The 13,224-nt window shown below is 39.5% G+C and carries 11 protein-coding genes; 10 read left to right on the top strand and 1 reads right to left on the bottom strand.

Annotated elements, in window-relative coordinates:
• The first annotated feature begins 26 nt into the window (after positions 1–26).
• The 10 genes from WSC_RS23995 to WSC_RS0106630 are packed head-to-tail and all read left to right on the top strand — an operon-like array spanning position 27 to position 12,288.
• Positions 27–1,325, top strand: coding sequence for a murein transglycosylase domain-containing protein (locus WSC_RS23995; RefSeq protein WP_157447205.1), 1,299 nt, complete (start codon positions 27–29; stop codon positions 1,323–1,325).
• Positions 1,326–1,339: 14 nt separating this feature from the next.
• Positions 1,340–2,395 carry an LPP20 family lipoprotein gene (locus WSC_RS23990; RefSeq protein WP_016955144.1) on the top strand — a complete coding sequence of 352 codons (1,056 nt, stop codon included), beginning with the start codon at positions 1,340–1,342 and terminating at the stop codon, positions 2,393–2,395.
• On the top strand, positions 2,395–3,117 hold the full coding sequence (locus tag WSC_RS0106665) for a tetratricopeptide repeat protein (RefSeq protein ID WP_016955143.1): 723 nt from the start codon (positions 2,395–2,397) through the stop codon (positions 3,115–3,117). Before WSC_RS23990 ends, WSC_RS0106665 begins: the two co-directional genes overlap by 1 nt.
• Positions 3,086–3,874, top strand: a complete 789-nt coding sequence (locus tag WSC_RS0106660; RefSeq protein WP_157447204.1) for a tetratricopeptide repeat protein — start codon at positions 3,086–3,088, stop codon at positions 3,872–3,874. Before WSC_RS0106665 ends, WSC_RS0106660 begins: the two co-directional genes overlap by 32 nt.
• Positions 3,871–4,662, top strand: a complete 792-nt coding sequence (locus tag WSC_RS0106655) for an MlaE family ABC transporter permease (RefSeq protein WP_016955141.1) — start codon at positions 3,871–3,873, stop codon at positions 4,660–4,662. Before WSC_RS0106660 ends, WSC_RS0106655 begins: the two co-directional genes overlap by 4 nt.
• Positions 4,659–5,309, top strand: coding sequence for an ATP-binding cassette domain-containing protein (locus tag WSC_RS0106650; RefSeq protein WP_016955140.1), 651 nt, complete (start codon positions 4,659–4,661; stop codon positions 5,307–5,309). Before WSC_RS0106655 ends, WSC_RS0106650 begins: the two co-directional genes overlap by 4 nt.
• Positions 5,310–5,311: 2 nt before the next feature.
• Complete coding sequence (locus WSC_RS0106645; protein ID WP_016955139.1) at positions 5,312–6,280, top strand: MlaD family protein; 969 nt, start codon at positions 5,312–5,314, stop codon at positions 6,278–6,280.
• Between the two features lie 18 nt (positions 6,281–6,298).
• On the top strand, positions 6,299–7,387 hold the full coding sequence (locus tag WSC_RS0106640; RefSeq protein ID WP_016955138.1) for a hypothetical protein: 1,089 nt from the start codon (positions 6,299–6,301) through the stop codon (positions 7,385–7,387).
• A 15-nt stretch (positions 7,388–7,402) separates the two neighbouring features.
• The gene (locus tag WSC_RS0106635; RefSeq protein WP_016955137.1) at positions 7,403–9,376 is read left to right on the top strand and encodes a CsgG/HfaB family protein; all 1,974 of its coding nucleotides are present in this window, start codon (positions 7,403–7,405) and stop codon (positions 9,374–9,376) included.
• A gap of 14 nt (positions 9,377–9,390) precedes the next feature.
• Positions 9,391–12,288 (top strand): hypothetical protein, encoded by a 2,898-nt coding sequence (locus WSC_RS0106630; protein WP_016955136.1) that lies wholly within the window; start codon positions 9,391–9,393, stop codon positions 12,286–12,288.
• 131 nt (positions 12,289–12,419) lie between these two features.
• On the opposite strand, the gene WSC_RS0106625 is transcribed toward WSC_RS0106630, so the two are convergent.
• Positions 12,420–13,208 carry a TIGR04219 family outer membrane beta-barrel protein gene (locus WSC_RS0106625; RefSeq protein ID WP_016955135.1) on the bottom strand — a complete coding sequence of 263 codons (789 nt, stop codon included), beginning with the start codon at positions 13,206–13,208 and terminating at the stop codon, positions 12,420–12,422.
• Positions 13,209–13,224: the final 16 nt, after the last annotated feature.

Here is a 13,224-nt window from a genome sequence, read left to right as displayed (position 1 = left end):
TGTTAATTACACATTGGGAGGTGGATGTGCAACGAGTAAACAAGCTAATAGGTATAGGCGCAATTGCTGTATCTTTGATGTTGCCTGTACATCTAGCTGCCAATGATAGTTTTGCTGATGTAGACGACGATTTTGCTGAAATCGATGCGCTGCTCGATAAACAGTTTGCGGGTACTGACGTTATTTTAGAACGCCGTTTTAATGCGGTTGAGCAAGCGGTAGAGCGCGCACTTAAGGGACTTTCGAAAAAGATTGAAGTTAATTGGGGCGCTGAAGAGTTAAAACTACCTTCGGCACATGAATGGGTTGATTATGCGCCAGACATGCAAACTCGTCGAATGATGGATTTTGAATCCGGCCAACTGTCAATTGAAACTATTATTCAACCCGAACAATCTCCGCAACAAGTTATTCAGCGTCTTAAAAATGCATTAGTAGCTGCACAGACTGATACGCCTGCCACATTAGAAGACAAAGATTTGCTCAGCCAAGCGATAAAAAAACAACTGGCGGATGACACCAGTCGCCAAGCCAGTGCTCCGGCTCAACCTAGTATGGCAGGCTCGACGGTAAAGGATAAGCCTGTGTTGCAAGATTTAGTTTCTAATGAGCAAATTGAGCAGGTTCTACAAGAGCTAGAGGCATTAGAAGCTGAAGGTGAGTTTGAACCTAATCTAGCCCAAGACACGAAAGCCTTGGCTCAAACTCGTCAAGTGAATATAGATAACAAACCGACCAAAGTGATTAAAATCAAAATTCCATTTTTGTCGGGTTATCAAAATGAACTTATTGAACGTAATTTCTCTGTGATTAAGCGTTATTCTGAAAAGTACCAAGTACCCGTTTCATTGGTGTTGGCGATCATCGAAACAGAATCTAGTTTTAACCCCAGAGCAACTTCTCCTGTACCGGCTTTTGGTTTGATGCAATTGGTTCCTCGTACTGCAGGGATTGATGCCTATAAACATGTATACGGTGAAAAACGTGTTGTTGAGCCTGAGTATTTATACGACAGTGAACAAAATATAGAACTAGGTGTTGCTTATTTTGACTTATTAACAACACGCTATTTGCGTAAAGTTGATGACCCGCTAGCACGTTTTTATTGTGCCGTGGCTTCTTACAATACTGGTGTAGGTAATGTGGCAAAAACATTTACCGGTAACAGCAAAAATTTCAATAAAGCAGCTAAAATAATAAATAAACAAACAGCAGAACAAGTATATCAATACCTATCGGTAAATTTACCGGCGTTAGAAACTCGGCGTTATTTAGATAAAGTAACCAAAGCTAAAAAACGTTACGCTAAATGGGATGAGGTATAGAGGTAAATCAGCGTATGACTCTTATTCGTAAAATTAGCCAAACTTTTGTCCTAAGTGTCAGCATTTTGTTTGTTCACACAACTCAGGCAGATGAAGTTATTGTACAAACTGCCAATGGGGGAGTTAACTGGTCTCAAGGCAGCATATTCGCGCATGGTTATGGTGTCGCGCCACAAAACCAAATTGGTAGTTCAAAAGCACGTTTGCTAGCACGCAGAGCTGCACAATTAGATGCATATCGAAACCTAGCTGAAATTGTTAACGGGGTTAGAGTTAACTCCCAAACCTTAGTGCAAGATATGACGTTAGCAAGTGATACTGTGCGAACCCAAGTTGAAGCCGTGATTAAAGGCGCCATTATGACCAAAGATCATTATCAAAATGATGTTGCTTCTGTCACTATGGAAATTCCTATGGCGGGTAACTTAATGGAAACTTTTATTCCAAAAAGTAAAACACAGCAAAGTGGCTTAACTTCAACGGCAAATGGCTTGAGTGGTTTTGAACTCTATCAAGCACAATTTAATTCAAGTTGGGTCGCGTTCAAACAAAGCCTTGATTTGAATTTTATTACTAAGGCGTATGCCGCCCCACAACCTTTTGTGATCACCACGGCGGAGGAAGCTGAATTTACTAAACGTATGGCAATCTGGTTGCAAGTGCAAGGGGCTGAAAAAGTAGCCATGCAGTTAGATGCTTTTATCAAAGATTTTGAGAATACCGCCAACTTTACTGGATTGTTAATTGACGCAAGCAGTGTCACTGATTTTAAAATTGCCGCTGTACCAACTATTCGCAGTGAAAGTGGCGACATTATTTACCCAAATGATGATACTTCGTATGATGACTTAGTAAAAAAACGCCCAGTTTCTTATGATTTTGACGTCGATGATGCTATTCGCAATACTCGAGTAGCAATAAAGCCAATGATAGTTAAAGCTAAAAACACCTATAAGTTACGTAAATCCGACTTGGTCATAGGAGATGCGGAAGCAAAAATTTTACAGAATAACAAAACTATCTATCAAGTAATGCACAATGCTGGTGTGATGGTTGTGGTGGCCGATTAATGGTTAAACAGAGTTTTGTTGTCTTGATTACGGTATTAAGCCTACAGTTGTTTGCTCAAGATGTTGAATCATTGGATAAACACTTGAAGTCAGAAACCAGAGTCGTAGTACAGGCGCAAAAATTTATTGAAGCTGGGGAGTTTGACAAAGCCGAACATCTAACCACTGAAGCACTAAAACGCTACAAAGACAACGATATGATTTATGCTTTACAAGGTGAAGCTTTATATTTGGCTAAAAAGTTTGGTCCTGCAGAAGCTAGATTTATGCAAGCGCTTAATTTAAACCCACTGAATACTGTAGCAAAAAAATATATCGAAGAAATTCGCACCACCTCCGAGTTGTCTGAAAGTGTTTTGTCACAGGAATGGAAGTCGGTAGCACGTGATAAGATTGGCGACTTTATTGTTTTGGTAATCGGTATTTGGTTAGGTACCACACTCAACTCGATAGGTGCCCGAGTGGCTAGATGGCGTTTTCGACTGCATAGTAAAAAACTATTTTTGGCGAATGACTTTGATGATTTCGCCGATTTATTAGAGATTCAATTATCTTCAAATGAATTAAAATCTTTGAGAGAGAGCATGGCGTTTATGCTCAGACACAAAACTCTCGAGGAGTCGATTGCAATCCTAGAAGAGTATGTAAACCGACCAGACCATTTGGAAACATTTGTTAGGATGCTAAAAAGTGATGCAAAGCGTATGGCAGAGGAAAGTTAACTCGGCAACAAAAATATGTTTGTTGTTACTCTTTACACTTACTGCTTGTTCAACAACAACTGAGCCGCTTCATCCTGATTTACAAACGGCTCGGCATAATTTTAATCAGCTAACCTCTGAGCATGGATTAGCCGAGCGAATAAACAAGTATCAACAAATTCAGAAAACTTTTGCGGTATTTGCTGATGTAGAATATATCATCAAGAGTGAACTTGTCTTAGCTGACCTATATTATGTTAATCAGCAGGTCGAGCAAGCTGAGCATGCACTTGAGCAATGCAAAAGGTTAGCAAGCACAACAATATATAACCATTATCTCGCGGATTGTTATTTAATTGAGTTTCGTTATACACAAAATTCTGAACTATTCCAGCAACTCGATTTAAGCAAGTTAAATCAACGTCAGCTTGGTTATTGGCATTTTTATCAAAATGATTGGCAAAATTTAGCAAAACAGCTAAATGCCATCGCAAAGTTATATCCAGCAGATGCAGCCTATTTATACTATCAATTAGGGTATGCCCAAGCCGATGTATCAGCGCTCGCTAGCGCGTTAGAATTGGCACAACAACATAAGTTAGTGCAATTGATTACCGACAGCCTTTTTATGCTGAGTAAGTTATACCATCAACAAAATGAGCATGACCTTAGTGTATGGTATTTTTCGCTTGCGTTAATAAGTGCTAAGGCACACGCCCCGCAGTTAGTTGAACCTATGCAGCAATGGTTTACTGCCAACCATCAGGCAAATTTATGATAGGGGTTTTGGGGGCATACCTACGTGGCGTATTTAACTATTTTTTAGATATTTCGGGTTTGCTTGCACTGACAATCAAGGAATCTCGCCACTTATTGCATCCTGCCCGTCGCAATATTTTTTGGATGATGTTTAAGCGTCAGTTATATAATACAGGCGTACGTGCGATTGGAATCAATACAGCTATTGCGTTAATCATCGGCTCGTTAATGATGGCTAGGTTATATGCAGTGTTACCGCCAGGCAAAAGCATGGTTGAGTTTTATGCAAACTTTTTTGTGATTGTGGTTATTCGTGAGTTAGGTCCGCTTATTTCAGGGGTTATATTAATCGCTCGGTCGGCGACCGCCATTACCGCCGAGCTTGGACATCTAAAATTGTACAATGAATTTGAAGTGTTAAAAGCACAACAAATGAGCCCAATATTTATCTTTTTATTGCCGGTTTTTTTCGCTTTCCCATTATCCTTATTATTGATGTTTATCTTTTTTAATGCAGTTAGTATCTCATCGGCATATTTAGTCATTTTGTTAGATGACCCTTCGTTATCCTTTACCGTATTTTTGAGTGCTATCTTAGCCAAAATTACTGGGTTAGAAGTTGTAATTACTTTATCAAAAGCTTTAATTGGCGGTAGCTTGATCGGCTTAATCAGTTTGCATTTTTGTGGGCGAGTTGCAGGTCGCTTTACCGACATTAGCCGCGCTATCTCAAGTTCGACAACGGCACAACTTATTACCTTTTTTACCTTAAATGTCGTCCTTAGTTTAATGGCATACAAATTATGAGCCTGCATGTCGCAAATTTTTATTTAGGGTTTGATGAATTAAGCTTGTTTGAAGACGCGGCTATAGAAATAGCGGCAGGTGAAATTGTTTGTTTAGCAACAGGTGTTTTGGACGGTGGTACTAGCTTTTTGAAAGCTTGCGCTGGCATTGTCCCTTTTCAACGTGGGACTTTACTGGTAGATGGAGACGATATTAACCAATTGCCCCCCGAACAAATATTTAGAAAAGTCGCATATTGTTACGAAAGTGGCGGCTTGGTTAGTTTATTTACCGTTTATAATAATATTGCCTTACCGTTGAAATACCATAGAAATTTTGACAACGAATTTATTGTGAAGCGCATTCAATTTGTCGCCGAGCAGCTAGAGATAGCAGATATTCTCGAATACGACGTTCATCAATTAAACGACGTGCAATTACGCTTAGTTAATTTGGCAAGAGCATTAGTTATTCGGCCAAGATTATTGTTGGCTGACGAGTTACAGTCAGGGATGTCGCCAGCAATGCGCGAGAAAATCTTAGCTATACTCAAACGGTATTGTAATGAAACTGGTGCCAGCTTATTAATGACAACAACAGCTGGTGATAGTCACAGTATCGCGGAAAGAGTGTATCGAATTGAAAATAAAAAAATTGTATTGGAATAGAAATGAGTTTTGCTAAGCCAAAAGCGTTTGAAACAAGTCTACAAGACAAAATATTAGGCATTGTTGTTTTAACCGCAATTGCTTTGGTTATCTATGCCATTTACCTTAATCGAGTGAGTGCGCCCCAGCACAGTATGAAATTTGAGTTAAGGGCGCATGTCAATCAAACCTATGGAATAGTCGAAGACTCACCTGTTACCTTGTCTGGTGTGCTAATTGGTAAGGTTTCAAGAGTAGAATTGACCCCAAGTGGTCAAGTTGAAATTCGCATGCAGTTAGATGGCAGTTATCGTAGTTTTTATCGCAAGGACAGTGTCATACAAATAGACTCTAAGTTAGGTTTAAGCACAGTCATATCGGGTAGCGGATTGACTTTTATACCTAGTCAAAATACAAATAACTTGTTGGGGCATAAAAGTTTAGTTAAAGTAATTGAGCCTAAGTCGTTTGAAGAGTTAATCGAACAGTGGCAAGTTGAGAAAATTGCTAGCCAATTAACCTCTATTGTCGACAGTTTAGCGGCAATAACCCAAACGATAGAACAAAATCAGCAACATATAGCTGCAAGTTTACAGCAAGCGGACCAACTAACCGCAAGTTTACAACAATCAGCAGCTGTGCTGCCTAATGCGATTCAGCAATTTGATAAGAGTTTGCAACAAATCGAATTGTTAACTGGTCAATTAGGTCAAACTGCAGCTGAGCTTGAGCGCCCAATCATTCAAGCTTTAAATCAGGTTGAAAGCGCAGCCAAGCGAGGTGAATCAGCTATCCAAACTGCTGAACTTACGTTAACAGATTTACCACGCCTGATGGATGAAGTTGAATATACTTTAATTTCATCGCGGAAATTAATGCATACCTTGGATAATCATTGGCTATTAAAGAGTACTAGTGAACAAAAGGTTAACTTTCCGCTACATAATAATTTGATAGATGATAGACTTTATAACAGTAACCCAAGTAATTAAGCGGAGTTAGATATCAGGATGATCAATTCAAAATATCTAGGCAAATTAATCGCACTTTGTGTAAGTTTACTGCTTGTTTTTTCAGCAAATAGTTATGCTGGAAAGGTGGTTGTTGCAAAAGGTGTTGCGGATATTCAGCCTGGGCAAGTTGCACAAGCCTATAAAGTGGCTTTAGAAAACGCCAAGCGTGCAGCCATTGAGCAAGCGGTTGGTACCATTATTGAGTCGAGAACCTTGGTTGAAAACTTTCAAATGGTAAGTGATCAGGTGATGACTTCAGCAAGTGGTCGGTTAAAAAACTACCGTGTTTTAGAAGAAGGGAAAACCGATGATGGACTTTACCAAGTAACCATTCAGGCGGAAGCCGATGTTGATGAATTGATAAACCAAGTAGATCAATTTCAGAAAGCACTTAAATGGCAGAAAAAACCACGAGTGACAGTGGTGATTGACGGCTTTAGCGTTGAAAACAGTGCTGTTTCAGCGGAGCAAGTCCGTAATTATTTAATAGAACAATTGTCTGACGATAAATTTCCAGTTTACGATTTAACTAATGACACTGAATTACGTGGTGGTTTTGTCATTCACTTAAATGTTGCCAAAGAGCAAAGTCAAAGTGATTACCAAGGTATGAAGTTAACTTCAAATGAACTCGCAATTAATGCCAGATTAACCCGAGCGGATGATAGCAAAATAATGGCGACTGCTTCTGGCATTAAAACTTTGCCGGGGGCGAGTAGTTCAAAAGCAAGCAAACGGGCGGCAAAAATAATCGTCAAAGAAATCTGGCAAGATTTACGTAAAAAATTAACTGTATCTTGGGAAAACGAACAATACGCAGCACGTAATATACAGCTGAATATTGTTGATTTAGGCTCATTGGAACAAGCCCAATTAGTTGTTAAGTCAATAAAAAGCACGTTAGCTGGTGTTAAAGATATTGAGCTGGTTCAATTTGAATCTGCAAAAACCGAGTATCAGTTGCAATACCGAGGATGGCCCGAGCAGTTGGCAGATGAGTTTAAATCCGCTGCATTTTCTCAAAGGCATTTTCACACTAAAGTGGTCAGTTTAGCTGGCAATCAATTAACTATAAAAATTCAGTAATTTCAGGAGCTCAAGATGAAAAAGGCGGCGCTAGTCTTATCTGCACTGATTTTAGCTGGCTGTGGTGCCAGTGGTCAGCAAGAGTACGACATAGGCTTAAAATTAAGCCAAGCTGAGAAGTATCAACAGGCTATTCAATATATGCAACAAGCTCTTAAAAAAGAGCCTGATAACGCGCAATATCGTAACAAGCTGAAAGACATCACCAGTAAATTAGTTGGCCAGTTAGCAGCCGAAGTGGATACTTTGTTGGCTACACAGCCGCTGACAATTGCTGTGTTAGATGAAGCTGAAGAAAAAATTGCCTTGGTTAAAAAGTACGATTCAAGTAAAGCAATTGGATTGTCTAGTAAGTTAGATAGTGTGAAAACTGACTTTTTAGCTTTGGTCTCAGCAAAATATCAACAAGGTGTTGAACACGCTTCGAATAAAGATTGGATTAAAGCCAATGCCGTGCTTAAAGATGTGCAAACCATTTATCCAAACTATGAACAAACTATGCAAATGCTCACCGCTGCTCGCAGTGAAGGGGCAAATGCTTTATTGCAACAGGGGACAGCCGAGTTAAAAGCAGATAATATTGCCAGTGCTGTTGCTTTGTTAAAAGGTGCGTTAGATTTAAATCCATCTCTGAGCCAAGCGAACAATTTGCTTAAATTAGCCGAACAAAATAACAACAAAGATTATTATTTAAAGAAGGCGAATAAAGCAGAAGTTGATAACGATTGGGTTGCCGCTGAAAGCTATTACTTAAAAGCGCTAGACTTTGACCAATTTGATTCTGTTTTGGTCAGCAAGCTCAAAAGTGTGCGAGTTAATAAAGAGTTACAGCTAGTCAATCAAGCAAACGCATATATTTCACAAGGTTACTTGTTTAAAGCAGTTGAAACCTTTAAACAAGCACAAGAATATTCTTTTGCGGATAACAATGTACAGTTAAAAGCTTTACAAGCGTTTTTATCGGCGAAAATTAACCAAGAAGTAGAACGTTTTATTGAAGATGATAGATATGGATCTGCTTATTATTGGTACAACAAACTTCAAGACGTAAATCCTCAATTTGAAGATTTATTCAGTAAAAAACAAAAAGTTGAAGATGCGATTTACACGCGTGTACGTAAGTCAATTGCGGTATTCGACTTTAGAAGCCCGTCAAACAATGATGATGCTGGCATCATGATTGCCAACAACCTGATTTCTTATTTGTTTAATAATGCTTCTAAAGATATCAATATTCTTGAGCGCGAAAACTTAAAATCGATTTTAGAAGAAATGAAGTTAGGCCAAATTGGTGTCGTTTCTGAAAATACTGCCAAAGAGATGGGGCGTATTTATGGTATTGATATCGCGATTATGGGTAGTGTGTTGTTGTTTAAAGTAGATGAAACTGCTTCTACTTCTAATAAAACAGCACGTTATCAAATCGGTGAAATTATCGAAGATAACATTGAATATTTAAACTGGAAAACTCGTAACCCTAACCCGAGTAAAGAAGAATTACGTACCGCGCCTGTTGCGAAAATTAAAGTACCAAAATATGCGGTAAAAGATTATGAAGTGCAAAACAAAAAGAAAGTTGGTTTTATCCAAATTTCTTACCGAATTGTTGATGTTGCAACTGGGGTGAATACTAGCGTTGAAACGTTAGAGCGTAAAAAAGTTGAAGAAGATAGTGCAAATGCAGGTATAGATGATGCAGGCATTCAGTTTGATCCAATGGAAGTACCAACGGATACAGAGATTCTTCAATCTATGACCAGTGATGTGGTTGACCAATTAGCTCGTGAAGTATTAAAACCGTTAATGAATTTGGAAAAAGAATACTTCCAACAAGGTGAAGAGCTGTTAAACCGCCGTCAAGAATTTATCCCGGCTGTCGAGAAATTTACTGACGCAGTATTTGACGAAAAAGTTAAGTCAGTAAATTCACCTATCAGTGTTAAATCTTTACAGTACATTGATAAAGTGTTTAAGAACTACAAGTTCTAAGTAGGAAGTTAGTCATGATTAAACAGCTAAAAAGTGTTGTGTTGTTGTTTATCTGTTTAAGCACAACGCCACTTTGGGCGGCTTACAATACAGCGCTGCTGAATTTAAAGCCGCTTGATATAGATTCCATTGGTTTTGATGGTGACATTCAGTTTGCATTGCGCTCCAATCTGGATAAGCGTAGTGAAGTACAAATGATGTCGCGTCGCGATATGGAATCTGAGCTGTTTCGTCAAGGTTTATCTATGGGAAGCTCCAACCAAGATGCCATTAACATTGGTAAGGCACTTGGCGTGGAGTTTGTCATTTTTGGTAGTGTCCAGATGTCGGATAGTGGCATAGCGACCGAAATTAAAATGTTAGATATAGTGCACGAGCGTTTAGCAAAAGAGTGGAAAATATCTTTTAGCGGGCGTAACGATATTAATGATAAAGGGCCAGCACTCGCCAATACTTTGATCAAAGCTATGGCACAAAGTTTAGTTGACGCCAAGGCAGAAGCGAAAATAGCGTTAGCAGCCGAAGCTGCACAAGCGGCTATGAAAAAACAATATTTGTCTGAGTTTGTAAGCCAAGCTGTGCAAGGTGGGGTTGAAATTAGTTGGACAGCGCTCGAACCCGATACCATTGAAGTGTTTAATTTATATCGTGCCGAAGCCGAACAAGGGCCCTATATTCAAATTGCCAGCTTGCAAGCAAACAGTTATTTAGACTCGCAAGTTAAAAGTGGCACTAGCTATTTTTATAAGTTGGCAGTTGTTGAAAAGTCAACTGGTGAGCAGGCCGAAGATGTATCGATCCAGCAGGTCACTTATATAGATAAAGCTATTAAACTGCGTCCATTGTCACCAACAATTTTATCTGTCGATACAGGCGTCAAGCAGTCAACCATTACTTTTGTCCCTAATTTAGATAATCCAATTAAAGGCCATGTTATACGTAAGTATAAAATTTATCGTAAACGTGCATCCGGGGGGAACTGGTTGCATGTGGGGACGCTCACGTTAAATTCGGATGAGCCTAAATTGAGTTATTCCTTTACCGACAAAAATAATGTTGAAGATGGCGCTGAGTATAGTTATTCAGTGTCTGCGGTAAATGCCAAAGGTTATGAAAGCCCACTCAGCGGTACAGAAGTGGTTTTTTCTGCGGGAACCCCCAATTTGTCCGTGCATCAGGATGGTTTGTTACGCCAAGTAGAACTCGATTGGCAAGTTGAAAATAGCAAAGGCGGCTTTTATATCTATCGTCGTGTGTTAGGCACGACAATATGGCAGCGTGTTGGTGATGTTAATCAAGCGGATGTTCGCCGCTTTATCGATCGCCAAGGTTTATTGGATGGGGCTGAATATGAATATTATGTCAGCTTAGTCAATAATGGCCGAGAGTCTGATCCCTCAAATATAGTCTCGGCAAAAACTAAAGGTTTACCAGCTAGACCAGACAATTTACAAGCACATAGTGGTTTAGTTAAAGCGGTTAAATTGACATGGAATGCAATAGAAGACGCAGACATAATTGGTTATAAGTTATACAGAATGGAAGACGACGGCAACGGCTTTCAACAAGGTGACCAGCTGAGTTTGGTATATGAAATACCAGGCTTTCAAACCAATGAGTTTGTTGATGGTGATGGCGCAGACAAACTCAAAGATGGCGTGCAGTACCATTATGCTATTGCCGCGGTTAATAAATTTGGTGCGCGTGGCGATTTGAGTTATGTTGCAAGCGCTTCCACTAAAACCTTACCTAAAAGTGTAGGGCAGTTGTCCGTGGTGGTTAACGAGCTCAGTATTCAAATTAACTGGCCCGCGGCAACATCAGCAGAGATAGCCACATACATTCTTTCACGAAAATGGAATGAACAAAACTGGCAACAAATTGCAGTATTACCTGCAGAAGCAACAGGGTTTTTAGACAAAGAGTTAAAACCTTATGCGGACACACAATATAAATTAATCACGCAAGACCAAGCTGGTTTGCAAAGTGCAGAGGTATTGTCGGATACAGTAACAAATCCTGCTACTTTGTTGTTAAGCGTAAAACAGGACAACATGTTGCGCCAAGTTCTATTAGAGTGGAATGTGCAACAAAATATTACTGGTTATCAAATCTATCGGCGTAAAAAAGATACACAGGATTGGAATAAGCTAGTGCAAATTGATAGCCCGCTCACCACTGAATATTTAGACAATAAAAAACTCGATGACCAAACCGAATATGAGTATCAAATTAGTGCGATAGACGGTTTTGTTGAAACCCCAGCATCAATGCCGGTTGTTGCCAAAACTAAATCTCTGCCGTCTCCGCCAAATGCTTTTGCTGTTCAATCAGGTTTAGTTAAACAAGTGCAACTTACTTGGCAGGCTATAACCGATAATAATGTTGCTGGTTATTACATTTACCGTAAAAATGAAGACGGTAAAATGGAGCGGATTAAAACCATTAAGGATATAAAAATTAATACCTATATTGATGACGGCTCATTGTTTAGCAAGTTAGCTGACGGGCAAGAGTATCAATATGCAATATCTTCATATAATACATTTGATGCTGAAGGTGGCCGTACGCGTATTATCGCTGCGACAACTAAGCCTGTGCCGGCACTACCGAATGGATTGCAGGCCGCAGAAACAAGCGGTTTCGTTGAGTTATCGTGGGTGGCTAATAGCGAACCTGACATTAGCACTTATATTGTCGAAAAAGCCAAAGATAACTGCTCTAGTTGGCGTCAATTGGCCGTGGTAACCGCAAGCCAACAAAAACATTCTGATGCAGACGTTGTTGCCGGTAATAAATATTGTTATCGCGTAAAAGCTGTGGATGCTGATGAGTTAGAAAGCAACTGGCAGCAGACTGATATTACCTTAACGCAAGCGGTTGCTGAAAATATTGGAGCGGCTGGCCAATAATTATTTAATCTGTCTTTAGGCTTGTTCATGTATACGATGCAATGCATGAAAGCACACAGTTAAATGAAATTTAGCAATAAAAAAACGCCCAGTTGGGCGTTTCTTATTTCAGTGTATCGGCGTTTCAATACTTAGAAGTGCACTTGTAAACCTGCGTACACACCTTTGAAGTCTAAGTCAGTGTAGATGCCTTCAAGATCGTCTAATTTAAGTGCAAAGCTTCGGTAACCAAGTTGTACTTCCATATCTACCGCTAGGTTGTCGATAAACTCATATGCAATACCAACTTGGTAATCGCTTAAGCTATGGTCGCCAATAGCCAATAAACTCATATCACCATAAACAGATAAGCCAGTAAATGGTAAACCAACGGCACCTGCGACATAACCCATAGGCACATAACCACTAAACTCTTCTTCACTGCTATCAGTCTGTTGACCGTTACCAGAAGAGGTTGTGCCAGTGGCTTCAATATATGCGTCGATATGCTTAACATTGATACCAAAATCAAAACTAACTAAGCCATTGTCAAAAATTTCGTAGTACAAAACAAAGTCTGTGTTGGTTAAATCGGCATTTACATCTACATCTGTATTAGTAGCGTAAGTTTTACCTGCGAAGTCGAATTCGCCGTCGATTTGACCATTACCTGTTAAATCTTCCATTTGGTTATGGCGAACTTTGATGTTTGGCACAAGTGGAATTGGATGTTCTAATGCGACATAAAAAGATGCATTACTTGCTGAATCAAAGTTGAAAGTTTCTTGGTCGTCTTTTTCTGTACCGAATTTACCTTCTGGCTCAATATTCCAATATTGTGCACCCGCGTACACACCCAAAATCATATCAGCTTGGGCGCTGGTTGCTGCTGTTAAACACGAAGCTAAAAGTGCTAGTTTAAATTTGTTCTGTGTTTTCATTGTTGATCCCTTTTTC

Origin of the sequence: Catenovulum agarivorans YM01, assembly GCF_000281085.1 — a bacterium.
In the GTDB taxonomy this organism is placed as follows: domain Bacteria; phylum Pseudomonadota; class Gammaproteobacteria; order Enterobacterales; family Alteromonadaceae; genus Catenovulum; species Catenovulum agarivorans.
This window is presented reverse-complemented; position numbering and strand designations above follow the sequence as displayed.

Bases quoted from the DNA above. Each gene is read 5' to 3' on its own strand.
- WSC_RS23990 (WP_016955144.1), top strand. From the start codon at position 1,340: ATGACTCTTATTCGTAAAATTAGCCAAACTTTTGTCCTAAGTGTCAGC.
- WSC_RS0106665 (WP_016955143.1), top strand. From the start codon at position 2,395: ATGGTTAAACAGAGTTTTGTTGTCTTGATTACGGTATTAAGCCTACAG.
- WSC_RS0106655 (WP_016955141.1), top strand. From the start codon at position 3,871: ATGATAGGGGTTTTGGGGGCATACCTACGTGGCGTATTTAACTATTTT.
- WSC_RS0106650 (WP_016955140.1), top strand. From the start codon at position 4,659: ATGAGCCTGCATGTCGCAAATTTTTATTTAGGGTTTGATGAATTAAGC.
- WSC_RS0106645 (WP_016955139.1), top strand. From the start codon at position 5,312: ATGAGTTTTGCTAAGCCAAAAGCGTTTGAAACAAGTCTACAAGACAAA.
- WSC_RS0106640 (WP_016955138.1), top strand. From the start codon at position 6,299: ATGATCAATTCAAAATATCTAGGCAAATTAATCGCACTTTGTGTAAGT.
- WSC_RS0106635 (WP_016955137.1), top strand. From the start codon at position 7,403: ATGAAAAAGGCGGCGCTAGTCTTATCTGCACTGATTTTAGCTGGCTGT.
- WSC_RS0106630 (WP_016955136.1), top strand. From the start codon at position 9,391: ATGATTAAACAGCTAAAAAGTGTTGTGTTGTTGTTTATCTGTTTAAGC.
- WSC_RS0106625 (WP_016955135.1), bottom strand. From the start codon at position 13,208: ATGAAAACACAGAACAAATTTAAACTAGCACTTTTAGCTTCGTGTTTA.